Here is a 25,572-nt window from a genome sequence, read left to right as displayed (position 1 = left end):
CGGCTGACGAGGTGCGCTCGGTTTCGGGGTCGAGCACAGCAGACCCCCACAGCATTCCTGCGGCACGCAGGCACCATGTTGCGTGCCTTGGGCGACCGGGGCGCACGTCTAGACGCCCCGCTGGTACAAGACCATGACAACTGTCATGTACCTCCCCGGCACATGTGCCTATCCGAACCGGGCGCAAACACCGATGCCCGAAAGGCGCCGTGTGCCTAATCTGCAAGCAACGGGAACAGAAGCGGAGCAATGCGATGAAGGCCGCCCAGATCGGAAAAATGTTGAGCACGCTCTGGACCGACGAGGACGGCGTGACGGCGATCGAATATGCATTGCTTGCGTCGCTCATCGCTACAGTGATTGTCGGCTCGGTAATCGTCATTGGAACGGCAGTGTTGGCTCTGTACGAATTGGTCGTCGCCGCATTTCCGTAGACACGCGCCACCACAGCTGGAATTTTCGACTTGCATTTCCGGAACGGGCCTCCCGCTCCGGGTCTTAGCCGGGAGGTCCGGCATTTCTTGATGAAGGAGATGATCATGTTGGAAATGATGAAAAAATTCGTTCGGGACGAGGAAGGTGTGACCGCGATCGAGTATGGCCTGATTGCCGCCCTTATCGCCGTCGTCATTGTCGGAGCCGTTGCAATTATCGGGACGCAGCTCAACATCGTCTTCACAAAGATCGGCACTTGTCTCTCAGCGCCGGCCAGCTGCTAGTGATTAAACGTCCTTGAAAAATCGCGGAACCAGTTGTGGGCGCGGACCGGGTTCGTACCCACACTGGCTTTCGGTTAGTTATTTGAGCTACTCGCCTGGATGGATGGGAAATGGACATCGGGCTCGCGGCGCTGATGTGTGCACTGGCGGTTGCCGTCGTCACGGACATACGACAGGCCAGGGTGCCTAACCTCCTCGTGGTTCTTGGGACAGTGGCTGCCGTTCTGTACCACGGAATCTCCGTATATGGCGGAGGCGTACTGCATGTCTTGTCGGGGAGTATCGGATTGATTTCCCTCCTGGAAGGGATGATGGTCGGATTCGTCTGCCTGCTTCCTCTTTATGCGCTCCGGGCAATGGGCGCAGGCGACGTCAAGCTGATGATGATGGTCGGCGCCTTTCTCGGCCCGCTCCAGACCCTCGGCGTCGTCATGCTGACCTTTGTCGCCGGTGGAGTCCTCGCAATCGTAATGGCCTTATGGCAGCGCTCGTTCCGCCAGGTCGCCTTGAACCTGCGCTTCATGCTGACGACCTACGCCGTGCGCGCGGCCGGCGGCGGCGCCCTCGAAGTGGCCCCCTTGCAGCAGACCGCCGCCCGCATGCCCTACGCCGTCGCCATTGCCGCGGGCACCCTCCTGCAGCTCGCCCTCGTCCGCTCCGGAGGCTGGGCGTTGAGCTGACTTCATTCGTCTCTCGGAGCACTGCCATGAACGCACCCACCAGCGCCCGGATCGTCCCGATGGATGATTCCGGCACCTTTCCGCGTGCGCCGCGCACGCTGGACGAAACCGGCCTGCCGCTGCTTTTCCTCGTGGAACTCGCGACGAAACTGCTGTTCCTGCGCGGGCAGATGCGGCTGACCGAAATTTCGCATCACCTCCACCTGCCCGCGAGCGTGCTCGAAGCGCTGCTCGCCTTCATGCGCACCGAACGCGTCTGCGAGGTGGTGCGGCGGGGCGAAACCGACGGAGACATCCTGTTCGGGCTGACCGACGCCGGGCGGGCACGCGCATCCGAGTTTCTGGCGCGCTGCAAGTACGCGGGCCCCGCTCCAGTCAGCCTCGCGGACTACACCGAGCAGACCGACCGGCAGTCGGTGACGAAAATGCGCATCACGCGGGAGGACGTGAATGACGCCTTCCGCGACCTGATCATCAATCCCGAGGTCCGCGACCAGCTCGGCGCCGCGATGGGTTCGGGCCGCGCGATGTTCCTCTACGGCCCGGCAGGCGCCGGCAAGACTTACCTGGCCGAACGCCTGTCCCTGCTGCTGGAAGGCAATGTCGCGGTACCGCACGCCATCATGGTGGACGGCGAAATCATCCAGGTCTTCGACCCCCTCATCCACACGCCCGTGGACGACGGGCAACGCCCCGCAGGCCTGGACAACCTGCAGCGCGCGGACCTGCGCTGGGTACGCTGCCAGCGCCCCGTGGCAATCACCGGTGGCGAGCTGACCATGCGCATGCTCGACCTGCACTACGACATGAGCACCGGCTACTACCAGGCGCCCCCGCACGTGAAGGCGAACAACGGCATCTTCGTCGTGGACGACCTCGGCCGCCAGCTCGTCAAGCCTGAACAACTGATGAACCGCTGGATCGTTCCGATGGACCGCCGTCACGACTACCTCGCGCTGCACAGCGGCACGAAGTTTTCGCTGCCCTTCGACGTTGTCCTCGTCTTCTCCACCAACCTCATGCCCTCGGAGGTCGCCGACCCCGCCTTCCTGCGCCGCCTCGGCTACAAGATCCACATCGGGCCGATGAATGAAGACGAATACAGGAACATATTCACACGCGTCTGCGAGGAACGCGGCGTACCTTATGACGAAACAGCCTTCCGGACGCTGCTGGACGATTACCACAAGGTCCACAAAAAGCCGCTTCTGGCTTGCTTTCCGCGGGACATCATCGGCCAGATCGCCGACCTCGCCCGCTATCGCGGCGAGCCCGCAAGGCTGACGCCGGACGCTCTTCACTGGGCCTGGCACAACTACTTTGCGTCGCGCTGACCGGCGCGTCGGAGTAACGGAGCCCGCCATGGCGGGCATTGGCAGGGCCGCAAGCCGCGCGTCGGCGGCCCGGAAACAAGGGGACGCACATGAAGGCCAAAGGTCTCGTCTTTCTCTTCGTCGCAGTGCTCGCCGGTCTTGCCGCCGTGGTACTGGGAACACGGTGGCTGGAGTCGGTGGCCAAGCCGGGCGACAACCGCATTGCCGTCGCAGCGGTCGAACTGCAGCTCGGGGGGCGTATCACGCCCGACACCGTCCGCATGGTGGACTGGCCGTCAGGCAGCGTGCCCACGGGAGCATTCAAGGATGCGGCCTCGCTCGACGGGCGCATTGCGGTCTCCAGCCTCCTGCCCGGCGAACCGATCCTCGAATCGCGGCTCGCGCCCGTCGGTACCAAGGGCGGACTGTCTTCAGTGGTACCCGAAGGAAAGCGGGCGATCACCGTGCGTGTGAATGACGTGATCGGCGTCGCTGGCTTCGCGCTGCCGGGCAACTACGTCGACATCATGGTCAACACCGAGAAGGCGGACAACGCCCGCGGCGGCGGCGAGGACAACATGATCTCCAAGATCGTCCTGGAGCGCATTCTCGTGCTGGCCGTGGCGCAGGAAGCCAACCGCGACGAAACCAAGCCCAAGGTCGTGAACGCCGTGACGCTCGAGGTCACGCCCGAGCAGGCCGAACGGCTCGACCTCGCGCGCAGCGTCGGCACCCTGTCGCTGGTGCTGCGCAACCAGGTGGATTCGGATTCCGCGAAAACCGCCGGCATCACGAAAGCCGAACTGCTGCGCACCTCGGTGCTGGTGCCGCCGACCCCGGTTCCGCCTCCGCCCGTCGCGGCGAAGAAACCCGTCGCAAGCCGCCCGCGCCAGCCTGCACGGACTCCGGCCCCCTCGACCGACAAGGTGGAAGTCATCCGCGGCCTGCAGCGCTCCACGGCCGAGTTCTGAGCACGCAGCGAATCTCGTACTGTAGGGAGCAACAACAATGAAAAGCCTATCTGCCGTACTTCGTGCCAAGCCCCGCTCCAGCCAACTTGCCGCTTTGATCCTGGCCGCGGGCCTGTGCATCCCGATGTCGGCAATCGCCGCCAAGGCCGCCCCCGCCGCGGCGCCGAACCGGGGAATGGAACCTGTTTACGCCGAATCGGCGGAAATCGGGCCGGTAATGAACCTCATGCTCGGGAAGTCCACGCTACTGCGGCTGCCCGGCGCGATCGACCGGATCTCGGTGGGCAATCCGAACGTGGCCGACGTGACGCTTATCAGCGCGCGCGAGCTGTACCTGCTCGGCAAGACCGTCGGTTCAACCAACGTCATCCTGTGGCGCAAGGGCGGCGCGACGACCATCATTGATGTGTCGGTGAACGTGGATGCCGGCCGCCTGGAGTCGCGCATCCATGAACTGCTGCCCGAGGAAAAAGGTATCCGCGTCACCTCCGCCGCGGAATCCATCATTCTCACTGGCGAGGTGTCCAACTCGATGCGCGCAGAAGAGGCCGTATCGATCGCGGATGCCTATGTGCGCAACCTCAATCGCGGTCTCGTCTTGCCGGTAGTCGCAGGTGGCGGCCAAGTGGCGTCGGGCACGACGATCACCGTCGGTGAATCGCGCAGCGCTGGTGGCGCCGGCGGCGCGGTGCGCGCGGCGGGCTCCCAGGTCGTCAACATGATGCGCATCCGCTCGCCCCAACAGGTGATGCTCGAGGTGAAGGTCGCCGAGGTCTCAAAGACACTACTCGACAAGCTGGGCGCGGAGTTCCGCTTCTCGGCGACCAGAGGCGACTGGACCTACTCCATCATCAACAGCATGCTGACCGAAAGCGCGGGCCTGCTGACGGCCATCAAGAGCCCCAACAAGCTGCTCGCACTCGACGCCGAAAAGCGCGACGGTCTGCTGAAGATTCTCGCCGAACCCAACATCGTCGCGATCAGCGGGCAGGAAGGTAGCTTCCTGGCGGGGGGCAAGATCTTCATTCCGGTCGCACGCTCCAATGCAACGACCGGCGGAACGACCATCACGCTTGAGGAAAAGGAGTTCGGCGTCGGCCTCAAGTTCACGCCGACGGTGCTGGATGGCGGCCGCATCAACCTGAAGGTCGCCCCGGAAGTGTCCGAACTGTCGCAGACCGGCTCGCCCTTCACAACGATAGACGGCACCACTGCGATCCTGCCGAGCTTCACGGTCCGGCGGGCGCAGACGACGGTGCAGCTGATCGACGGCCAGAGCTTCGCGATCGCCGGCCTGATCAAGAACAACGTCACTGAATCGGTGAAGCGCTTCCCCGGCCTCGGCGAGATTCCCATCCTCGGCGCACTATTCCGCAGCAGCGAATTCCAGACCGACCGCAGCGAACTGATGTTCGTGATCACGCCGCGCCTAGTGAAACCACTGGCGACCAACTACTCGCTGCCGACCGACGGCTTCGTGCCGCCGTCACGCGGGGAATTCTTCCTGGAAGGCAGGATGGAAGGCCGCCCCTCGTTCGACGAAACGCCCGCAGGCAACCCACCGTCCGCCCCGGCTGACGGCGGATTCCAGACCCGATAGGAGGAGATGGCCATGCTCAGAGCACTTACCGCCCTCGTGTTCGCTGCCTCGTCCATCGCGACAGGATGCGCGACCACCACCCCCAACCTCGATGCGAAGTTCGGACATGCGGTCACCGCTGCGCGCGCGCTGCAGACGATTAATCCGGACGCGTCCCGCAACACCGACCCGGTCGCCGGCATAGACGGCGAATCGGCTGGGCACAGCATCGACCGCTACCACGACAGCTTCAAGGCGCCGCCCTCCACCTTCTCGGTGATCAACATCGGTGAAGGCATCAGCAGCGGCGGTCAGTGAGCCCCGCAGGGGCTAGCGCAACCAGGAGAATCGCGGCAATGGCACCGACACTCCCGTTCAGGCACCGCCAGCGCGGTGTAGTGGCCGTCATGGCCGGGCTGACTGCCGTGACGCTTTTCGCTTTTGGAGGAATCGTCCTCGATCTGGGGCATCTCTACATCGCGAAGTCCGAGTTGCAGAACGCTTCCGACGCAGCTGCGCTGGCAGGCGCGAAGGAGCTGAACAACAAGCTGACCGGAGTGAACGCCGCAGTTACCCGGGCCATTGCGACTGCCGCGCAACACAAATACAACTTCAATGCCGCCGTGACGATCACGATCGCAAACATTCGCCTCGGCACTTGTCCAAATGCAAACAACCTCAATACTTGGAAGCGCCCCGGCGTTCGTACGCCAACCTGCACCTTCGTACCCGCGGCGAGCGTCACCAGCGACGCCTTGGCGTCCGGATTGACGTTCATGGAGGTGGATACGGGCGACCAGAGCCTGAACAGCTACTTGATGCGGGTCGCGAGTGCAGAGTTCAAGACAACGCAAACCGCGGGATATTCCGTTGCGGGACGTTTCTTCACCAACGTGACGCCCATCGGGGTCTGTGCGGTCGATCCTGACCACCTCACCCGTAGCTACGTCTACCCGGATGGAAGCACCGAACTGATCGAACTGGGCTTCCGCCGCGGCGTGAGTTACAACATCATCGAGCTCAACCCTCTTGGCGGGGCATCCGGCACGCCCATGCTTATCAACCCGGTGGACGCCCCCCCGGGCGCCTGCGACCCCAATCATTCGAGTGCTAATTTCACCGCGCCGTTCGTCTGTCAGGGCAACAGCGCGGTTGCCAACAATGTTGGCACGGGTAGCAAGGTTTATGTGAACACCGGTTTTTCCGTCGGACCGATCCAAAGGGCACTCAACAGCCGCTTTGCCGATTTCGGCGGAGGTTCCCCTTGTGACCCGGCAACCGCACCGTCAGACAGCAACATCAGATATTTTGAGAAGAGCCCTCCTCCGCCCGCAGTTGGCCGCCCCCGCGACTGGATGGAAAAGGACTTGGACGTCCTGCCTAATCGTCAAACGGTAAGGCTGAACCAGGATGCAACCGGTAACTTGACCGGTCTGCACGAACCGGACTACTGGCCGTACGCCGTACCGCCTTCGCTGGCTGCGAATCCGTTCGCTCCCAACCCGCCACCTGCGACGCCGACCTTGCCCTTCGACCGATATGGCGCTCTCTGGACGTACTCGCGGCCAACCCAAGTTGACGGGAGCAGTCCGCCCAAAGCCGGAACTCCTATCAGTGCGACGAACCTGAATTGGGCGAAACTTTACAACGCGGGCAACGCCCAGACTCCCGCCGGAAAGGACTTGCTGGACGAGTCTGCATATCCATTTTCCATTGGTGGAAAATTTACGGCGGCTAACCCTGCCTCGCCATCACCATACAATCAGACCAACGGCAACTACTTCGATCCTCCTCCGGCCAAATACGCCCCGGGCAAAACCAATCGGCGGGTTCTAAACATCGTCATCGTCGATTGCAGGACCTTTGTTGGCAAGAGCGGACTGTCCTGCGAAGCGCTCCCCGTAAAGGCTATCGGGAAATTCTTCATGCAGGTGCCGGCCGACCTCAACGGCTCGCCTAAAAAAATAGAAACCGAATTCGCCGGACTTGTAGATCCTGTTCCCACTTCAGAAATCATGCTGTATCGGTGAAGCCATGAACGGACGCAGTCTTCATTGTTGTCCAGTGGGTAAGCGCGAGGCGGGCGTCGCCGCTGTCGAGTTGGCCTTCGTGATCTTTTTCCTGCTGCTGCTGGTGGCGGGGATCGTCGAGTTCGGGCGGGCCTTCTGGTATTACGACGCGCTGACGAAGGCAACGCGCGACGGTGCGCGACTGCTTAGCGTCGCCGAGCGCGCAAACTTCACGAGTTTCATCGACACGGCGCAGACCCGTGTCATGACTGTCGCAAACGCTGCGAATCTCAACCCGGCCCTGGCCAAATCCAACGTTGCGGTAACCTGCCTGAACAAGGATTTTGGCGAGATCGGCTGCAGCAATGGGACCAGCGCACCGGAAAACGTCCGGGTCGCCATTTCTGGCTACGCAATCGACATTGGCGGAATGTTTCCGTTCATTCTGCCGGGCACCGCAACAGTATTCGCGGGAATTCCCCTCGCGCCGCACACGACGATGCCCTACATGAAGTGAGGCGTGCGATGAAAAAGACTATTTACAGACTACAGATTGCGCGGCGGGAAAATGGCACGACGGCGGTGGAGTTCGCGATCGTTGCGATGGTATTTCTTCTGATCGTGCTCGGCATCATGGAATTCGGCCGCCTCTTGTATGTCTGGAATACCGTGCAGGAGGTTACCCGCCGCGCAGCGCGTGAAGCCGTAGTTCGGACGGCTGACGACGCGAGCCTGATTGCCCGCATGGCAGTATTTCACAACGAAACCAGTAGCGGCACTGTCCGCCTGCCCGCCGGACTCGAAATCAGCAACGCGGAAGTGAAACTCAATTATCTGCGGGCCGATCTTAGCGCTCCCAGTCCGATGCCCGTGGATGCGAGCGGCCACTTTGATCCGGCAAAAAACCTCGCCGCATGCAATAGTGCCGACCCCAACGAACTGGCAAGCTGCGTCCGATTCGTCGAGGCGTGCCTGGCCACGGACGGAGCATGCGCGAACACTGTGAAATACGCGCCGATGATCAATCTTTTCCCATTTCTTGCGATCGACATTCCTGTATCGCGCGTGCTCATGCCCGCCGAAAGCCTCGGCTTCAATATTTCCGAATAGCATAATTCATGGCCGCCCCCAAACAGGTTCCGAAAATGAGCAAAACGCGCATCACAGTCGCATCCCTGGACAAGCAGCATCTCTCCGAGATTACGAGCATCCTGGAACAGGACTCCTCGTTCGGCGAGGTCGTTGCGCTCCAGTGCCAGGCAGAGGGACTCGACGCAATCAAGACCGCGCCGGACGTCCTCATCCTCAACGGCAACCTGCCCGAAACGGGCGGACTGGAAAGCCTTGAACGGCTGCATCTGCGGAGCCCCGAAACCGGGTTCATCGTCATCAGCGACAACAAGACCCCGGAATTCCTGCTGCGCGCGATGCGCGCGGGCGTGCGCGAAGTGCTACCGAAGCCCGTGACCGACATGCAGTTGCGCGCGGCAATCCACCGGGTGGCCCCCCGGCGCAAGGTCAGCGAAGAGGGGAAGATTCTCGCACTGACGTCGTGCAAAGGGGGAAGCGGGTCGAGTTTTCTGGCAACCAACCTGGCGTGGATGCTCGCGGAACAGTTCGGCAAACGCGTCGCGCTGATCGATCTGAACCTCCAGTTTGGCGACGCGACGATGTATGTCACCGACCAGAAGCCGGCGAGCAATCTGGCGCTCGTGTGCCAGCAGATCCATCGCCTGGATGCCGCCTTCCTGGAAGCGGCGATGATTCAGGTGACGCCTCGCTTCAGCCTGCTCGCAGCCCCCGACGACCCGGCCCAGGCGGTCGACGTCCGCGCCGAGCATGTCGAGGCGATCCTGAAGGTTGCGCGGGCGAATAACGATTTCGTCGTCGTCGACGTGGGACGCTCGCTCGACGGTGTGAGCCTGAAGCCCTTCGACATGGCAGACATGATCTTCCCGGTGGTGCAGTTGACGCTGCCTTTCATCCGTGAGGGCAAGCGTCTGGTCCAGGTGTTCCAGTCCCTCGGATACCCGATATCGAAGGTCGGTCTGATCGTGAATCGCTACGACAAGTCCAGCGAAATCGGCCTGGAGGATGTCGAGCGCACGATAAATGCGAAGGTGTTCAAGGCAATTCCGAATGCATACGAGGCGGTCGCCGCATCGGTCAACCAGGGGCAGCCGATCGCGCTGCTGGCGAAGAACAGCCCGGTGACGAAGGCGCTACGCGAGATTGCGGAATCGCTCACCAACGATTCCCCGAAAGCCGAGAAGCGCTGGTTCTCGCGCCTGTTTGCTTCAAATTGAGATATTGAGCGGGGAGAACTGAAATGAGCTTGCGTCAGCGTCTCGAATCGGTATCGGCAGAAACCGCCCCGCACGCGTTCGGGGCCCCCGATGCCACGAACGGCCGGGCCTACCAGGCCCTGAAGTTGCGTATCCACCAGTTGCTGCTCTCGCGCATCGACCTCGAGGCGATGGAGAACCTCGCGCCCGAGCAGTTGCGCGACGAGTTGCGGCTAATGGTGGAGCGCCTGCTGACCGAAGAAAACATCGTCGTCAATACAAACGAACGGCGTGATCTGGTTCGCGACATCCAGTACGAGATGCTGGGTCTGGGACCGATCGAGCCGCTGCTGGCCGACCCATCGGTATCGGACATCCTGATCAACGGGTCGCAGCATGTCTATGTCGAGCGTCACGGCAAGCTCGAACGCACCACAGTGAGTTTCAGCGACGACGCGCACCTGATGAAGATCATCGACAAGATCGTGTCGCGGGTCGGGCGGCGGGTCGACGAGTCCAGCCCCATGGTGGATGCACGCCTGCCGGACGGCTCGCGCGTGAACGCCATCATTCCGCCGCTTGCGCTCGACGGCCCGATCGTCTCGATCCGCCGCTTCGCCGCGACGCCGCTGACGATGATGAAGCTGATCGACTACAAGACGCTCACGCCGCCGATGGCCGAGCTTCTCGCCGGACTCGTGCGTTCGAAGGTGAACATCCTGATCTCGGGCGGCACCGGCAGCGGCAAAACGACGCTGCTGAACATCCTGTCTGGCTACATCCCGGTCGATGAGCGCATCGTCACGATCGAGGACGCGGCGGAACTGCAACTACAGCAGCCACACGTGGTACGCCTGGAAACCCGCCCGCCCAACATCGAAGGCAAGGGCGAGGTGACGCAGCGCTCCCTCGTGCGCAACGCGCTGCGCATGCGCCCCGACCGCATCATCCTCGGCGAGACGCGCGGCGCGGAGGCCTTCGACGTGATGCAGGCAATGAACACCGGCCACGAAGGCTCGATGACCACGGTGCACGCGAACTCGGCCCGCGATGCATTGGGCCGCATGGAAAACATGATCGGCATGGCCAACGCCAATCTGCCGCCCAAGGTCGCCCGTTCGCAGATTGCGAGCGCGATCGGCGTTGTCGTGCAGACGAACCGCCTGACCGATGGCAAACGCAAGCTGACTAGCCTGCAGGAAATCACCGGAATGGAGGGCGACGTGATCACCATGCAGGAAATCTTTACCTTCCGTCAGACGAACATCTCCGACACCGGCGTGGTCGACGGGTATTTCACCGCAACCGGGGTACGCCCGCACTTCGCCGACCGGCTGCGCACCTTCGGCGTAACGCTTCCCGAAGACATGTTCAACCCCGCGCGCCGCTTCGAGTGAGGTAGCCATGGACATCCTGAACGTCCTCTTTGCCCTCGCAGTATTTGTCGCAGTGGTGCTGGCCCTGGAAGGAGGCTTCCTGTGGTGGAACGCCACCCGCGGCGCGGAAGCGCAGCGCCTGAGCCGACGGCTGGAGGAAGTTGCGACCGGCATAGCGCAGGAACGCCCCCGCGCACTCTTCAAGGATGCAAAGGGAACCGGCTCGGAGTTCGCCGACCGCCTCATGGAGGCGATTCCGCACCTGCACGGGCTTAATCGCCTCATCGTGCAGTCGCGCCTCAACCTCACCTTCACGCAGTTCGTAGGCTGGACCCTTGCGCTGGCAGCGCTGGGGTTCATAGCAGCGCTGGTCCTCAAGCAACACATCGTGGTGGCGGCGATCGCGGCGGTGTTGTTCGGAATCATGCCCCTGATCTACGTGGCCCGCGCGCGCGCGAAACACATGCAAACCTTTGAGCGCCAGCTTCCAGAGGCCCTGGACTTGATGGGGCGGGCGCTGCGCGCCGGTCATGCCTTCCCGACGGCGGTGAAGATGGTCGGCGATGAAATGAAGGACCCGATCGGCGGCGAGTTCCGCATCCTGTTCGACGAAACGAACTACGGGGTGCCGCAGCAAACCGCCCTACTTAACCTCGCTTCGCGCACCGACAGCACGGACCTGAGCTACTTCGTGATCGCGGTGCTGATCCAGCGCGATTCCGGGGGCAACCTCGCCGAACTGCTCGACAACATCAGCGCCATCATCCGCGCGCGCCTGAAGCTCTACGGCGACATCCGCACGCTGTCTGCCGAAGGGCGCCTGTCGGCATGGATCCTGGGCCTGCTGCCGTTCGCCACGGCTGCACTCATCAACGTCGTGAATCCGGGCTTCATGAAAGTGCTTTGGCAGGACGCAGCCGGCCTGAAGATGATAGGGATTGCCCTGACGATGATGGTGATCGGCGTCCTGTGGATGCGCAAGATCATCCGGATTCGCGTCTAGCGCGGCGATAACAGAGGAGATTCCGGATATGGATTACAACCAGATCACCTTCCTGGCGCTGCTGTTCATTGCCGTTACGGCCGGTGCTTTCTTCCTGATGTCGCTGTTCACCCGTTCGGCGACCGCCGAACGCCTGCAGGCCCTCGGCGGCGGGCACAAGCCCGCTGCGTCGTCCGTGTCCGACAACTGGATCGAACGCACGGTCAAGCTCACCGGCCCGCTCGCGAAGCTCTCCACGCCCGAGGACGGTGAGTATGTATCGGCGCTTCGCATCCGCTTTCTGCACGCAGGCATCCGCAATCAGGCAGCGCCCTACGCCTATTTCGGCATCAAGACGGTGCTTGCGCTGGCGTTCCCGCTGCTGGCGTATTTCACGGTTCTCATCACGACGCCCGAGCTGAAATTCCAGGGCACGCTGCTTGTGATCCTGCTGACCGCGGCGATCGGCTACTACCTGCCCAATCTGGTTCTGGAACGGATAATCTTCCTGCGGCAGAGGGAGATCTTCGAGACCTTTCCCGATGCCCTGGACCTGATGACCGTGTGCGTCGAGGCCGGCTTGGGCATCGAGGCGGCGCTCGTGCGTGTCGCCGACGAAATGCAGCACAAGAGCGCGGCACTGTCCGAGGAACTGCATCTCGTCACGCTCGAACTGCGCGCAGGCATGGAGCGCGCGCGCGCGTTGCGCAACCTCGCCATCCGCACGGGGGTCGAAGAAGTCGAAGGTTTCGTCGCGATGATCATCCAGTCCGAACGCTTCGGCACCAGCATCGCGTCGTCGCTGCGCGTGCATTCGGACATGCTGCGCACGCGCCGCCGTCAGCGGGCCGAGGAAGCCGCGGCCAAGATTGCGCTGAAGCTCCTTTTCCCGCTGATCTTCTGCATCTTCCCGTCGCTGCTCCTCGTCCTGCTCGGACCGGCGATGATCCAGATCTACCGCATCCTGTTGCCGACCTTCGCCGGCACGACAGGCGGATGACACCCAGGGGAGTTACGATGACAACGAACAAAATCGTATTCGCACTGAAACCCGTGCTTGCGGCGATGGTGCTCGGCGCGTGCTCCACCGCGCCGACGATGCCGCCCAAAGCATGGTCGGTCGATCCGGTGCTCGAAATCCAGCACTCCGGCCGCGATGCCGACACCTACTATCAGCTCGGCCGTTACCACGACGGACAAGACAGGCTCGGCGTTGCAATCGCCGCCTATCGCGTCGCAGTCGCCGCAAACGTGCAGCACGGCGCGGCATGGAATGCGCTCGGAACCGCGCTCGCCAAGAGCGGGAAGCTCGCGGAGGCCATCGACGCGTTCGAGAAGGCTGCGGCAATCACACCCGATGCGAGCCACGTCCAGAACAACCTCGGTTACGCGCTCATGCTCGCGGGACGCGACCGGGACGCCGTTGTGCCACTGCGCCGCGCGGTTGACCTCGACCGCGACAACCGCCATGCCTGGCGCAACCTCGAAACGGCGTACGCCCGCACCGGCGAGCGCGAGCAGGCGATGGTGGCCAAGGGGTTCGCGGACGTGGGCCAAGCGCCGGCTGCCTCTCCGCAGCCTCCCGCTCCGGCAACGCAGGCCGTCGCGGCAAACGAAACCCAGGCCCAAACGGGCAGCGTGCTCGTGCAGCTTGCGGACAACGTATTCGAATTGCGGGCGCCGACCTTGTCCCGCACCGAGACCGTGGCAGAGGCCGCGACCATCATCAAGGCGGCCGTCGCCCCTGCCGCGAGTGCTCCTGCTGCAGTGGTCTATCCGGTACGAACAGCGGGCGAAACCGTCCGCACCAGCGCGTTGACGCCCGAGCCCCGAACCCCGGCGCCGGTCCGGTCCGTTACCTCAGACCCGTCCATTACCCCCGCTAGATCCGCAACCCCGACCCTGGCTACCACCCAGATCCCGACTGCGGTAGCGGTTCCGACTGCTGTAACGGCCCCGGTGGCCGTCATGGTTCCGGCCGCTATCGCGATCCCGGCCCCGCAGAAGCCGCAGCTCATCGCGCGCATCATCCGCTACGAAATCACCAACGGTCAGGGCGGCGAAGGACTCGCCCGGCGGCTCGCCGCGCTATTGGGACGCGAGGGGGGCGAGCGTCCCCGGCTCACGAACCACAAGCCGTTCGACCAGATGCTGTCCTACGTCGAGTATCGCGAAGGCTATCGTGAGGCTGCTGCGGCCTTCGCCAAGCGTCTGCCCTTCCGTGCCGAACTGCGCGCCGCACCCGCCAATCTCGTCGTGACCGACGTGCGGCTGATGTTGGGCAAGGATCTGAACATCAGCGATGCCTGCTCGGCGCTGGGGCTCTGCGCCAGATACGCACGCAATGCGGCGCCGGCTCCGCAGGCGCAAAAGGGCGGATTCACTCGCACCAACGAGGAAACCAGGCAGGAGCAACGCCGACCTTCCGATCCGGTCTATTAACCCGGCAACCAGGACGGAAAGACGCAGCGCCTTCCGCCATGCAGTGGTCGATCCCCCACCGCTGCGTGGCGGAAGGCGCCTTCGGCTGTCCGCCCTGCGAGTTGCAGGCAGCCGGGCTCAGCTTCGTTTCAGGTCTCGGTAGAAGTTCTCGTGCGGACCAACGGATTCCAGATAAATCAACCTGACTTGCTCCGCGACCGTGTACCCAAGCAGGTAGAGTTGCCCCTGGCTTCGAAACTTGACGACCAGCAACTCCGCCAGATCTCCCTTCTTGCGTTCGCCTATCGCCGGGTCTTCCGCGATTGAGGCGACTGCGATGTCGACATCGGCGACGACGTTGTCGTGCAGCTTCTTGTACTGTCTCGCGAATCGGCGTGTCTGCTGGACGCCATAGGCGCTCACTGTGCACGACTCCGCGGCACGAAGGGGGTGGCGTCTTCGCGTGCCTCGGCCATCGAAGCGAGAGATTCGGCAATAAAACTCACCGGCAAGTCGGGGTTGTCGAGTGCAGCGCGGCCCACCTTTGCCCAGAACTCGATCTGGCCGGCAATGGTGCGATGCTCGGCCGCGGCATCGGCCTTGGCCTGGTTGTAGAGCGTTTGGTCGATTCGGATCGAGGTGGTGGCGGGCATGGCGGAACTATTACTACAATTGTGGTAAGACATCCTAGATCCAAACGCCGCTTCTGTCCACACGCCGAAAAGAACAAACCCCCGCGCGGCGTGGGCCTCGCGGGGGTTTGCGTATCAGGGTGCGACACCTGGCGTGCCGCGGACTTCCAGATGATGCTTAGTGCGACGCTGCCGTCGCTGCGCCCACGCCCGTCTGCGCGCGCACGTACTGGTCGTCGAAGGCTTCGATTTCCTTCTGTGCGGCGACGCTGGAATCCATCTTCGACACGAGGATCGCGAGGATGAAGGCGATCGGCATCGAGAACAGAGCCGGCTGGGTGTAGGGGAAGATCGGCGCAGCGTTGTGCAGCACGTCCACCCACACCGACTTCGACAGCACCACGAAGGTCACGGCGCTCGCCAGACCCGAGTAACCGCCGAAGAGCGCGCCGCGGGTCGTGAGCCCCTTCCAGTACATCGACAGGATCAGCACCGGGAAGTTGGCCGAAGCGGCGACGCCGAAGGCGAGCGCGACCATGAACGCGATGTTCATCTTCTCGAAGGCCATGCCGAGCAAGACGGCGACGATGCCGAGGCCGATGGTGGCGAACTTCGACACCTTCAGCTCGGTCGTTTCCGACGCCTTGCCCTTCATGATGACGCGGGCGTAGATGTCGTGCGAGATCGCCGATGCGCCGGCCAGTGCCAGACCGGCGACGACCGCGAGGATGGTCGCGAAGGCCACGGCCGACAGGAAGCCCAGCAGCAGGTTGCCGCCGACCGCCTTGGCGAGGTGCATCGCGATCATGTTGCCGCCGCCGATGACCTTGCCGCCGAGTTGGCCGGCTTCGAAGAAGTCCGGGTTCTGGCCGACGATCAGGATCGCGCACAGGCCCATGATGGCGATGACGTTGAAGAAGTAGGCAACGATGCCCGAGGCGTAGAGCACCGACTTGCGTGCTTCCTTGGCGTCCGTCACGGTGAAGAAGCGCATCAGGATGTGCGGCAGGCCGGCGGTGCCGAACATCAGGCCGAGGCCGAGCGAGATCGCGGTGACCGGGTCGGCGAGCAGGCTGCCCGGGGCGAGCAGCTTGCCACCCAGCTTGTGCACTTCCATCGCGCGCGTCGTCAGCTCGTCGAAGCTGAAGCCGAACTGGCTGAATGCGAGCAGCATTACGGCGGTGCCGCCGATCAGCAGCATGCAGGCCTTGATGATCTGCACCCACGTCGTTGCGACCATGCCGCCGAAGGTGACGTACACCATCATCAGTGCGCCGACCACGAACAGCGCGATGTTGTAATCGAGGCCGAACAGCAGCTTGATGAGCTGGCCGGCGCCGACCATCTGCGCGACGAGGTAGAAGCACACCACGGTCAGCGAGCTGACGGCGGCCATCGTGCGCACCTTGCCCTGGTCGAGGCGGTAGGCGGTGATGTCGGCGAAGGTGAACTTGCCGAGGTTGCGCAGGCGTTCGGCCATCAGGAACAGGATGATGGGCCAGCCGACGAAGAACGCGATCATGTAGATGTACGCGTCGACGCCTTGCGTGTACATCATGGCGGTCAGGCCGAGCAGGGTCGCTGCGGACATGTAGTCACCGGCGATCGCCAGGCCGTTCTGCCAGCCGGTGATGCCGCCACCGGCCGTGTAGAAGTCGGCGGTCGACTTGGTGCGCGATGCGGCCCAGTAGGTGATGACCAGGGTCATCATCACGAACAGGAAGAACATCCCGATCGCGTGCAGGTTGAGGCCCTGCTTTTCCGTCTGGGCGATGGCATCGCCGGCAACGGCCGAAGCGGCCAGGGAAAACGAGAACAGGCCGGCGGCCAGGCGCGAGGTCACGGAGGCTTTCATTATTTTTCCTCTTTCCACGCGGCGCGCACGATTTCGTTGTTGATGTCGTCGAACTCGCCATTGGCGCGACGCACATAGACCAGGGTCAGCACCCAGAAGAACACGAACTGGAACAGGCCGACCGCGACGCCGATGGTCAGGTTGCTGCCTTCGGACAGACGCTTCGCGATGAGCTCGGGCGCGAACGCGACGAGCATCACGAAGCCGTAGAAGATCGTCAGGACGACGATCGACAGGATCGTGGCAAAGCGGGTCCGCTTCGCGACGAGTTCCGCGAAACGCGGATTGCGCCTTATGTGCGCATACATTGAAACTGACATTCCCTCTCCCTCCAAGAAAAGCAACGGTGTAACGCTGCCCCGCCACACACCTCCTTCTGCCGCCCCGATGTCTGCCGCACCGGTGACGACGGGCGGATGATATATCATCTAGAAGACTCCATACCATAACGTATGGAGTTTTTTTAATTGTTTGATAAATTGAATTTTTCTACCATTTTGACCACTTTCCGAAACGACGAACGGACCCCGGCCATGAGCGGCGAGATACTCTTTTCCACCGATGGCGACATCGCCACGCTGACCCTATCCAACCCCGAAAAACTGAACGCGATCGACTCCGCGATGTGGGTCGCGCTACGCGAAGCCTTCGAGCGCATCGCCGCGAGCCCCGCACTGCGCTGCGTGGTCCTGCGCGGCGCGGGCGACAAGGCCTTCGCGGCCGGCGGCGACATCGAGGAGTTCCTGACGGTGCGCGCGACCGTCGACGACGCGCTGCACTACCACGACACGCTGGTGGCGGCGGCGCTGGACGCGATCCGCGCCTGCGCGATTCCAACCGTGGCCGCGATCCAGGGCGCCTGCGTCGGCGGCGGGCTGGAGATCGCCGGCTGCTGCGACCTGCGCATCGCCGGCGAGTCGGCGCGCTTCGGCGCCCCGATCAATCGCCTGGGCTTCTCGATGTATCCGGGCGAGATGGCAGGCCTGCTCGATCTGGTCGGCCCGGCGGTGTTGCTGGAGATCCTGCTCGAAGGGCGCATCCTCGACGCGCGCGAAGCGCTGCAGAAGGGCCTGCTAACACGGGTCGTCGATGACGAGAAGGTGCTGGACGAGGCCCGCGCAAGCGCAGCGCGCATCGTCGCCGGCGCCCCGCTGGTTGCGCGCTGGCACAAGCAGTGGGTGCACCGCTTGATGCGCGGCAACGCCCTGAGCGGGGAAGAAAAGCGCGCAGCGTTCGATTTCCTTGCGACGGACGATTACAAGGAAGGGCTCGAAGCCTTTTTCGCCAAGCGCAAGCCGGTGTTCAAGGGGCGTTGAGCGGCACGCCGACGAAAGCCCCGGTGGGAAAAACACCAGGTCGGCGGAATGCGATCACGCAAGCCAGGCCTTCGGTAGCACCGTCGAGAGATCCAGGCTCACCGCGACGCTGTCGGCGAGGCGATCGAGGTCGGCCTCCCGCCGCGCCGCGAGATCGACCGTTTCGACCTCACCTGCCCCGGCCCAGGCGAGCAGCGCGGACAGGGCTTCCGGCGCGTCGAAGAGGCCATGCAGGTAGGTTCCGAGGATCTGCCCGTCGGCCGAGAGCGCGCCGTCTGCCCGACCGTCGTCGAAGCGTAGCGCGGGGCGGTCGAGGGCTGCGCCGCGGCTCACGCCCATGTGGATCTCGTAGCCGGCGACGGCAGCACCGCCTGGCAGGCACAGATTCCCGCTGCGGTTTTCGAGCTGCTTTTCGGCTTCGAGGACGGTTTCCATGTCGAGCAGCCCGAGGCCCGGCACGGTGCTCGGCGCGCCTTCCAGCCCGTGCGGGTCAGCGAGGCTCGCGCCCAGCATCTGGAAGCCGCCACAGATGCCTGCGACCTTGCCGCCATAGCGCAGGTGCCGCTTGATCGCAGCCTCCCAGCCCTGCGCACGCAGCCAGGCGAGGTCGGCCTGCACGCTCTTGGAGCCGGGCAGCACGATCAGGTCGGTGGGAGGGATCGCCTGTCCCGGTCCGATCCAGCGGAAATCGACCTGGGGATGGAGGCGCAGCGCGTCGAGGTCGGTGTGGTTGGAGATGCGCGGATAGACCGGCGCCGCCACGCGCAGGCGCGCCTCGCCCTTGTCGACGCAGGCGTCGCCGAGCGCGTCCTCTGCGTCGAGGAAGAGGCCGTGCAGGTAGGGCAGCACGCCCAGCACCGGCCTTCCGGTGCGTTCCTCGAGCCAGTCCAGACCGGACTGCAGCAGACCGATGTCGCCGCGGAAACGGTTGATGACGAAGCCTTTCACGCGCGCCTGCTCCGACGGCGACAGCAGTTCGAGCGTGCCGACGAGATGCGCGAACACGCCGCCACGGTCGATGTCGGCGACTAGGATCACCGGCACGTCGGCCGCTTCCGCGAAACCCATGTTGGCGATGTCGCGATCGCGCAGGTTGATTTCGGCCGGGCTCCCGGCGCCTTCGACGAGCACGCAGTCGTAGGCGCTCGTGAGGCGATCCCAGGACTGCATCACGGCCTTCATCGCGGTCGGCTTGTAGGCATGGTAGTCGCGCGCCGACAGGTTGGCGGCGACCTTGCCGTGGATGACGACCTGCGCACCGATATCGGTGGACGGCTTCAGCAACACGGGATTGAAGTCGGTGTGCGGCGCGACCCCGGCGGCGAGCGCCTGCAGCGCCTGCGCGCGACCGATCTCGCCGCCGTCGGCCGTCACCGCCGAGTTCAGCGCCATGTTCTGCGGCTTGAAAGGCGCGACACGCACGCCGCGACGGGCGAGCAGGCGCGCAAGTCCGGCGACCAGCGTGCTCTTGCCAGCGTCGGAGGTCGTTCCCTGCACCATCAGGGTGATTGCTTGCGGCATGGCGTAGAATCCCGGCTCGTTCAAAGCGGCGGATTATCGCCGATTACTAACCGGGCGACTAAACAGCGTCGGGCTGAGCCTGTCGCAACCCTGCCAATGCCCTTCGACAGGCTCGGGGCGAACGGTTGTGTTTGATTTGATTTCCGCCTTGATTGCTTCGCGCCGATGATTTCCCCGCTCGTCAAATTCCTCGCCGGCATCACGCTCGACGCCCTGCGCAGGGCAGCCTGACGTGCAACTCGACCACTACGTCAACACGATAGGCCGCCACCTGCGCGCCCGCTTCGGCGAACGCGTGCACAAGCTGCCGCTGCACGCGAACTTCACCTGTCCCAACCGCGACGGCACGCTCGGGCGAGGCGGCTGCACCTTCTGCAACGTGCGCGCCTTCAGCGACGAGGCCGAGGCGCCGATCGCGCAGCAGCTCGACGCCGGCCGCGTCCGCGCCGACCGTGCGCGCCGCTACCTCGCCTACTTCCAGGCCTACACCAGCACCTATGCGGAAGTTGAGACGCTGCAGCGGCTGTACGAGGAGGCGCTCGCCGGCGCGGACATCGTCGGGCTGTGCATCGGCACGCGCCCCGACTGCGTGCCCGACGCGGCCCTGGACCTCCTCGCCGGATACCGCGAGCGCGGCTACGAGGTGTGGCTGGAGCTGGGCCTGCAGAGCGCCTTCGACGACACGCTCGCACGCATCAATCGCGGCCACGGCTTCGCGGCCTACGCGGATGCGACGGCGCGCGCCCACGCACGCGGGATTCCGGTGTGCACGCACCTCATCGTCGGCCTGCCGGGCGAGTCGCCCGAGCGCAGCCTGGACACGCTGGAGCACGTACTGGCGCTCGGCGTCGAGGGGCTGAAGCTGCACCCGCTGATGATCGTCAAGGGCAGCCGCCTCGCGGCCGCGTGGCGCCGTGGCGAGGTCGCGCCGCCCGACGCCGCGCATTACGCCGAAGTCGCCGCGGAAATGATCCGGCGCACGCCGGCAAGCGTCGTCTATCACCGTGTGTCCGCGACCGCCAACGCGCCGACGCTGCTCGCGCCCGCGTGGTGCGCGGCGCGATTCGAGGGTATCCACGAGATCGCGCGCCGGCTCGCCGCGATCGGCGCGCAGGGCAGCCTGACGACGCAGCCCCTGGCGCCTCCTTCCCTGGCGTCGGGGGCAGACCACCCCGCCGCCCGCACGGCGATCCGCCCGAACTGAGAGACCTATGCCGCAACACCCAGCCCTGTTCCACCGCCTGCGCCCCATCTCCGCAGTGATCCTCACCGCAGCCTCGCTCGCGGCAACCAGCGCACTGGCGGAGATCGCGATCCGCGACGACACCGGCCGCGACGTCAAGCTTGCCCGCCCGGCCGCACGTATCGTGAGCCTCGCCCCGCACGTCACCGAGCTGTTGTTCGCGGCGGGAGCCGGGGAGCGCGTCGTCGGCGCGGTCGCATACAGCGACTACCCGGAGGCGGCGCGCAGCCTGCCGCGCGTGGGCGGCTACGCGAACGTCGACATGGAGGCGGTCGCGGCACTCAAGCCCGACCTGGTGATCGCGTGGAAGAGCGGCAACCGCGACGCCCACCTGGACAAGCTCGCGGCGCTGGGCATCCCCGTCTTCATGAACGAACCGCGCAACCTGGACGACGTCGCGCGCAGCCTGGAAACGATCGGCAGGCTCGCCGGCACCGAGGCCGCAGGCCGCGCCGCCGCCGACGCGTTCCGCGCGCGCAAGGGAGCGCTCGCGGCGCGGTTCGGACAGCGCCCGCGCGTGCGCATGTTCTACCAGATCTGGGACAAGCCGCTGATGACGATCAACGACGAGCACCTGATCTCGGACGTGATCCGCCTGTGCGGCGGCGAAAACGTGTTCGGCAGACTCACGCAGCTCGCACCGACGATAGGCGTGGAAAGCGTGCTGGCAGCCGACCCCGAGGTGATCGTCGCGAGCGGCATGGGCGAGGCGCGCCCGGAATGGCTGGACAACTGGAAACGCTGGCCCAAGCTCGTCGCGACGGTGCGGGACAACCTCTATTTCGTGCCGCCGGAGCTGATCCAGCGCCACACACCACGCATCCTCGACGGGGCGACGACGCTGTGCGAGCAGCTGGACAAGGCGCGCGGCAAGCGCCCCGCCGGGAATTGACGCGCCCCGGCCGCGCTCAGGCGCGGCGCGCGCGCTCGTAGCGCTGGCGCCAGTCGCGGCGCGAATCCTGCCACCATGCGCGGTCGAACACCCACGACAAGGTCGGCAGGATAGGGCCGAGATAGGTGTTCGCGAGCGACTCGCCACCGCTCACGGGGACGGCGGGATCGACGCGCAGCACCCGCAGGCGTTCGGCCAGCGTGGGGTGGAAGTCGACCTCGGACGCGGCGCCGCCGAACATGTCGTGGATATTCATCGGGCCCGGATCCGGCCGGCGGAAGCCGGCAAGCACGCCCAGGCCCATCTCGCGGAAGGGGCGGATCAGCGGCTGGGGCGTGGTGCGGCTTTGCGCCATGATCTTGCGCCAGTAGTCTTCATTGAGGAAGCGCTCCTTCAGCGCGACCTCGACGAGCGCCTCACCGACCCGCTGCGCACCGACCACGCGCGCCGCGCCGGCGTCGGCTTCGAACTCTTCGAGCCGCGACAGGCGTATCGCGGCGCGCAGGTCGCCCGCGGTCCAGTTGTCCAGTGCGCCACCGAGGCACGGGGAATCCTCGATGCAGCGGTCGAGGGTGCGGAACCACCAGGCGCGCAGGTGTCCCCACCAGGCGTCCAGCCCGCGTCGCTGCGCCGCCAGATGGGCGAACTCGTGCGCGAGGATCGCGCCGAACTGGCGCCGCGTCACGCTGTGGGCCAGCGGCAGGCCGATCATCAGATGGGTTTCCAGCGGACCGACCCAACCCCAGCGCGGGCGCTGCAGGATCGCGGCGTTCATGTCGCCGACAACCCACACGGCGTCGATGCGGATCCCGCCGAAACGCTTGCCGGTGCGCTCGATGAGGCGGAACAGCCCTTCCGCGAGTTCCTGCGGCAGACGCACGCCGTCGGGCCGGGCGACCGGCGCGAACAGCCAGCCGCACACCAGCACGCACAAGGCCGTCGCAATCAGGAAGCTGACGACCGCAACCATGGCCATTACCACGTTACCCGCAACCAGGGCAGACCAGGTCGACTCCACCAGCAACGCCACGACGACGCCCAACGCGCCCGCAAGCAACCCCATTACCGAGAGCCCCACGGTGGCGCGCAGGCCGAGCCTACGTGCAAGACGTGCGCGAGTGCGCGAGAGGCGGTTTTGAGCAGCAGCCATGGGGGGCACCCCGAAAAACCATGATCGAAACGCGGAATATACTTAACAAGAAGTAAGTGCAACATTGCACCTTAGTAATACATGCACCAACAATTTGCATATAAATCAATACGAAAGCCGCGCAGACCGGAGGGGATCGCCTCACAGGATCCTTGTTGCGCCGCACGAAAGGTGTGTACAATTACAACACCTGTGTCCTTGGCCAATCGGCCGCAGGCCCTCCGATAACACCCTGTGGCGACCATTTCCGGTCGCACTACCCCGCCCGCCTCGATTGGTGTCGCTTTAACGCAGCGACAGGCCGTCGCTGGAGCATCTTTCTTGATCACTTCCGAAGTTTCCTTCACCAGTCTCGGACTGGCCGAACCCCTTTTGCGCGCCATTTCCGAGTCGGGCTACACGCAGCCGACGCCGATCCAGGCGCAGGCAATTCCCCTGGTGCTGGCCGGCGGCGACCTGCTCGCCGCAGCCCAGACCGGCACCGGCAAGACCGCGGGCTTCACGCTGCCGCTGCTGCACCGGCTGTCCGCAGCGCCGGCCAGCGCCCCCAAGGCCGGGCGTCCCCGCTGCCTGATCCTCACCCCGACGCGCGAGCTCGCGGCGCAGGTCGAGGACTCCGTGCAGACCTATGGCAAGCACCTGCCGCTGACCTCGATGGTCATGTTCGGCGGCGTTAACATCAATCCGCAGATCGCGGCCCTGAAGAAGCGCGTCGACATCCTCGTCGCGACGCCGGGCCGCCTGCTGGATCACGCCGGCCAGAAGACCGTCGACCTGTCGGGGGTCGAGATTCTCGTCCTCGACGAGGCCGACCGCATGCTCGACATGGGCTTCATCCGCGACATCCGCAAGGTGCTCGCAATGCTGCCGAAGCAGCGCCAGAACCTGCTGTTCTCGGCGACCTTCTCGGACGAGATCCGCTCGCTCGCCAACGGCCTGCTGAACAACCCGGGCTGCGTCGAAGTCGCACGCCGCAACACGACGACCGAGCTGGTCGAGCAGTCCGTGTACTTCGTGCCGCAGAAGCAGAAACGCGACCTGCTGGTGCATCTGGCCAAGGAGCAGAACTGGCATCAGGTGCTGGTGTTCACGCGCACCAAGCATGGCGCCAACCGCCTCGCCGAATATCTCGGCAAGCACGGCATCCCGGCTGCCGCGATCCACGGCAACAAGAGCCAGGCGGCACGCACGCGTGCGCTGTCGCAGTTCAAGGACAACTCGCTGCCGGTGCTGGTCGCGACCGACATCGCGGCGCGCGGCCTGGACATCGACCAGCTGCCGCAGGTGGTGAATTTCGAGCTGCCGAACGTGCCGGAAGACTACGTGCACCGCATCGGCCGCACGGGCCGCGCGGGCTCGACCGGCAAGGCGCTTTCCTTCGTCGACAGCGAGGAGAAGCCCTACCTCGCGTCGATCGAGCGCCTGATCAAGCGCACGATCGAACGCGCGACCGTGCCGGCGTTCGTGACCCACGCCCCCGACCCGGGCGACAACGAACGCCCGCCGCGCGACCCGCGCCAGTCGTCGGGCCGCCGCAACGATGACCGTGCGCCGCGCCAGCCGCATGCAGAACGTCCCGCGCCGCGCGCGCAGGCTCACGGAGCGAACCGCCAGCCGGCACGGCAAGGCGCGCAGGGCGATGGCGGCCAGCCGGCAAACCGCCCGGCCCGCAACGGGGATGCGCAAGGCAATCGCAATGCGCGCAACGGCGAGGCGCCCAGGAACGGTGCGCCGCGCAGTCAGGAAGCGGGTGGCAATCGTGCGCCGCGCACGGGTGACACGGCGCGCGCGCCGGCACGTCCGGATGCGGGGCGCCGCCCCGCCCCGCGCGCTGCGCTGTTCAGCGGAAAACCGGGCAGCCGCGGCGACTGAGCGTCACCGCGACGGGCGCGGCTGCTCAGCCGCACCGCACCCCGACCAGCTTCTGGTAGAGACCACCGAACAAGGTGGTCTTTTTCCATGTAAACGCCTCGCCCAAGGGCGAAAGGGCCGTGATATCGGCGTCCAGCAGCGAAGGGGCAAAAGGCTCGAGCCAGCGGAACACCTGCGCCATGACGGGACGCAGGGGGTGCCACGGGCGGGTGCGGTGGTAATCGACGAACACGATCTTTCCGCCCGGCTCGACCGCGCCGAGGAGGTTATGCACGATGCACGCGCGCTCGACCGGGGGCACTTCGTGCAGCAGGAAGAAGCAGCACACGGCGTCGTGCGACTCCGCCGCAAGGCAATCGGGCCGCGCCAGATCCCCCTGGCGCACCGCTGCGTGCGCGAGACCATCGAGCTTGCGGCTGGCGTTGGCGACCTGGATCGGCGCGACGTCGATGACTTCGAGGGCGCCGTTGCCGCCGACACGTTCGGCGAGCAGGCGCGAGAACGGGCCGTACACACAGGCTGCCTGCAGCAGACGCTGCCCGGGCGAGAACTCCTCGACCGCCGCGCGCATCAGGCGCGCCGCATTGCCCCACAGGATGGCCGAAACGACCCATTCCCGGTCCAGCCAGGGCAAGGTGCGATGACTGAGATAGGCCCAGTGATAGGTGCGCGACAGGTAGGAAGGCACGGCACAGGCATTCGTCACGGACGGCATCATGGCGGGATCGGCTGGAAGCAATGTCATGCCCGCCAGCA

General features: G+C 64.8%; 26 protein-coding genes. 19 read left to right on the top strand and 7 right to left on the bottom strand.

Annotated elements, in window-relative coordinates:
* The first annotated feature begins 254 nt into the window (after positions 1-254).
* From F464_RS0100220 to F464_RS27660, 15 genes are all read left to right on the top strand, one after another.
* Complete coding sequence (locus F464_RS0100220) at positions 255-434, top strand: Flp family type IVb pilin (RefSeq protein WP_018987748.1); 180 nt, start codon at positions 255-257, stop codon at positions 432-434.
* 105 nt (positions 435-539) lie between these two features.
* The gene (locus F464_RS0100215) at positions 540-719 is read left to right on the top strand and encodes a Flp family type IVb pilin (protein WP_198292222.1); all 180 of its coding nucleotides are present in this window, start codon (positions 540-542) and stop codon (positions 717-719) included.
* 110 nt (positions 720-829) lie between these two features.
* The gene (locus F464_RS0100210) at positions 830-1,399 is read left to right on the top strand and encodes an A24 family peptidase (RefSeq protein WP_018987746.1); all 570 of its coding nucleotides are present in this window, start codon (positions 830-832) and stop codon (positions 1,397-1,399) included.
* 26 nt (positions 1,400-1,425) lie between these two features.
* A complete protein-coding gene (locus tag F464_RS0100205; protein ID WP_018987745.1) occupies positions 1,426-2,733 on the top strand; it encodes a 5-methylcytosine-specific restriction endonuclease subunit McrB in 1,308 nt (435 codons plus the stop codon).
* Between the two features lie 89 nt (positions 2,734-2,822).
* Positions 2,823-3,683, top strand: a complete 861-nt coding sequence (gene cpaB, locus F464_RS0100200; RefSeq protein WP_018987744.1) for a Flp pilus assembly protein CpaB — start codon at positions 2,823-2,825, stop codon at positions 3,681-3,683.
* Between the two features lie 37 nt (positions 3,684-3,720).
* Positions 3,721-5,283 carry a type II and III secretion system protein family protein gene (locus tag F464_RS27665; RefSeq protein ID WP_051092220.1) on the top strand — a complete coding sequence of 521 codons (1,563 nt, stop codon included), beginning with the start codon at positions 3,721-3,723 and terminating at the stop codon, positions 5,281-5,283.
* 12 nt (positions 5,284-5,295) lie between these two features.
* Positions 5,296-5,580: a hypothetical protein gene (locus F464_RS0100190; protein WP_018987743.1), complete on the top strand. Its 285-nt coding sequence runs from the start codon at positions 5,296-5,298 to the stop codon at positions 5,578-5,580.
* A gap of 38 nt (positions 5,581-5,618) precedes the next feature.
* Entirely contained in the window at positions 5,619-7,292 is a 1,674-nt protein-coding gene (locus F464_RS0100185; protein ID WP_018987742.1) for a pilus assembly protein TadG-related protein, read from the top strand.
* A gap of 4 nt (positions 7,293-7,296) precedes the next feature.
* On the top strand, positions 7,297-7,788 hold the full coding sequence (locus F464_RS0100180) for a TadE/TadG family type IV pilus assembly protein (RefSeq protein WP_157353487.1): 492 nt from the start codon (positions 7,297-7,299) through the stop codon (positions 7,786-7,788).
* Positions 7,789-7,796: 8 nt separating this feature from the next.
* Positions 7,797-8,381 carry a TadE/TadG family type IV pilus assembly protein gene (locus tag F464_RS0100175; RefSeq protein WP_040394169.1) on the top strand — a complete coding sequence of 195 codons (585 nt, stop codon included), beginning with the start codon at positions 7,797-7,799 and terminating at the stop codon, positions 8,379-8,381.
* A 35-nt stretch (positions 8,382-8,416) separates the two neighbouring features.
* The gene (locus F464_RS0100170; protein WP_040394248.1) at positions 8,417-9,577 is read left to right on the top strand and encodes a response regulator; all 1,161 of its coding nucleotides are present in this window, start codon (positions 8,417-8,419) and stop codon (positions 9,575-9,577) included.
* Positions 9,578-9,600: 23 nt separating this feature from the next.
* Positions 9,601-10,953 (top strand): CpaF family protein, encoded by a 1,353-nt coding sequence (locus tag F464_RS0100165; RefSeq protein WP_018987738.1) that lies wholly within the window; start codon positions 9,601-9,603, stop codon positions 10,951-10,953.
* A 7-nt stretch (positions 10,954-10,960) separates the two neighbouring features.
* Positions 10,961-11,935: a type II secretion system F family protein gene (locus tag F464_RS0100160; RefSeq protein ID WP_018987737.1), complete on the top strand. Its 975-nt coding sequence runs from the start codon at positions 10,961-10,963 to the stop codon at positions 11,933-11,935.
* Positions 11,936-11,963: 28 nt separating this feature from the next.
* Positions 11,964-12,914 carry a type II secretion system F family protein gene (locus F464_RS0100155; protein ID WP_018987736.1) on the top strand — a complete coding sequence of 317 codons (951 nt, stop codon included), beginning with the start codon at positions 11,964-11,966 and terminating at the stop codon, positions 12,912-12,914.
* Positions 12,911-14,356 (top strand): LytR C-terminal domain-containing protein, encoded by a 1,446-nt coding sequence (locus F464_RS27660; RefSeq protein ID WP_084600391.1) that lies wholly within the window; start codon positions 12,911-12,913, stop codon positions 14,354-14,356. The genes F464_RS0100155 and F464_RS27660 overlap by 4 nt, the downstream gene beginning before the upstream one ends.
* A gap of 117 nt (positions 14,357-14,473) precedes the next feature.
* On the opposite strand, the gene F464_RS0100145 is transcribed toward F464_RS27660, so the two are convergent.
* From F464_RS0100145 to F464_RS0100130, 4 genes are all read right to left on the bottom strand, one after another.
* Positions 14,474-14,758, bottom strand: coding sequence for a type II toxin-antitoxin system RelE/ParE family toxin (locus tag F464_RS0100145; RefSeq protein WP_018987734.1), 285 nt, complete (start codon positions 14,756-14,758; stop codon positions 14,474-14,476).
* Positions 14,755-14,988, bottom strand: a complete 234-nt coding sequence (locus F464_RS0100140; protein ID WP_018987733.1) for a ParD-like family protein — start codon at positions 14,986-14,988, stop codon at positions 14,755-14,757. Before F464_RS0100140 ends, F464_RS0100145 begins: the two co-directional genes overlap by 4 nt.
* Before the next feature lie 157 nt (positions 14,989-15,145).
* Positions 15,146-16,822, bottom strand: a complete 1,677-nt coding sequence (locus F464_RS0100135; protein WP_018987732.1) for a cation acetate symporter — start codon at positions 16,820-16,822, stop codon at positions 15,146-15,148.
* Positions 16,822-17,142: a DUF485 domain-containing protein gene (locus tag F464_RS0100130; RefSeq protein WP_228216114.1), complete on the bottom strand. Its 321-nt coding sequence runs from the start codon at positions 17,140-17,142 to the stop codon at positions 16,822-16,824. Before F464_RS0100130 ends, F464_RS0100135 begins: the two co-directional genes overlap by 1 nt.
* A 213-nt stretch (positions 17,143-17,355) precedes the next feature.
* Between F464_RS0100130 and F464_RS0100125 the strand changes: the two genes are divergently transcribed.
* Entirely contained in the window at positions 17,356-18,138 is a 783-nt protein-coding gene (locus tag F464_RS0100125) for an enoyl-CoA hydratase/isomerase family protein (RefSeq protein WP_018987730.1), read from the top strand.
* A 54-nt stretch (positions 18,139-18,192) separates the two neighbouring features.
* On the opposite strand, the gene F464_RS0100120 is transcribed toward F464_RS0100125, so the two are convergent.
* Positions 18,193-19,659 carry a cobyric acid synthase gene (locus tag F464_RS0100120; protein WP_018987729.1) on the bottom strand — a complete coding sequence of 489 codons (1,467 nt, stop codon included), beginning with the start codon at positions 19,657-19,659 and terminating at the stop codon, positions 18,193-18,195.
* A 232-nt stretch (positions 19,660-19,891) separates the two neighbouring features.
* Between F464_RS0100120 and F464_RS0100115 the strand changes: the two genes are divergently transcribed.
* Both F464_RS0100115 and F464_RS0100110 read left to right on the top strand, forming a co-directional pair.
* Complete coding sequence (locus F464_RS0100115; RefSeq protein WP_018987728.1) at positions 19,892-20,863, top strand: TIGR01212 family radical SAM protein; 972 nt, start codon at positions 19,892-19,894, stop codon at positions 20,861-20,863.
* Between the two features lie 7 nt (positions 20,864-20,870).
* Positions 20,871-21,794, top strand: a complete 924-nt coding sequence (locus tag F464_RS0100110; protein ID WP_018987727.1) for a cobalamin-binding protein — start codon at positions 20,871-20,873, stop codon at positions 21,792-21,794.
* A gap of 16 nt (positions 21,795-21,810) precedes the next feature.
* On the opposite strand, the gene F464_RS0100105 is transcribed toward F464_RS0100110, so the two are convergent.
* Positions 21,811-22,944, bottom strand: a complete 1,134-nt coding sequence (locus tag F464_RS0100105; RefSeq protein ID WP_026295617.1) for a M48 family metallopeptidase — start codon at positions 22,942-22,944, stop codon at positions 21,811-21,813.
* A 321-nt stretch (positions 22,945-23,265) separates the two neighbouring features.
* On the opposite strand from F464_RS0100105, the gene F464_RS0100100 reads away from it, so the two are divergent.
* Positions 23,266-24,816, top strand: coding sequence for a DEAD/DEAH box helicase (locus F464_RS0100100; RefSeq protein ID WP_018987725.1), 1,551 nt, complete (start codon positions 23,266-23,268; stop codon positions 24,814-24,816).
* Positions 24,817-24,841: 25 nt separating this feature from the next.
* Here F464_RS0100100 and rquA read toward each other — a convergent pair whose 3' ends face one another.
* Entirely contained in the window at positions 24,842-25,534 is a 693-nt protein-coding gene (rquA, locus tag F464_RS0100095) for a rhodoquinone biosynthesis methyltransferase RquA (protein WP_040394244.1), read from the bottom strand.
* Between the last annotated feature and the right edge of the window lie 38 nt (positions 25,535-25,572).

The sequence above is a fragment of the Aromatoleum toluclasticum ATCC 700605 genome, from assembly GCF_000378245.1.
GTDB lineage: Bacteria > Pseudomonadota > Gammaproteobacteria > Burkholderiales > Rhodocyclaceae > Aromatoleum > Aromatoleum toluclasticum.
This window is presented reverse-complemented; position numbering and strand designations above follow the sequence as displayed.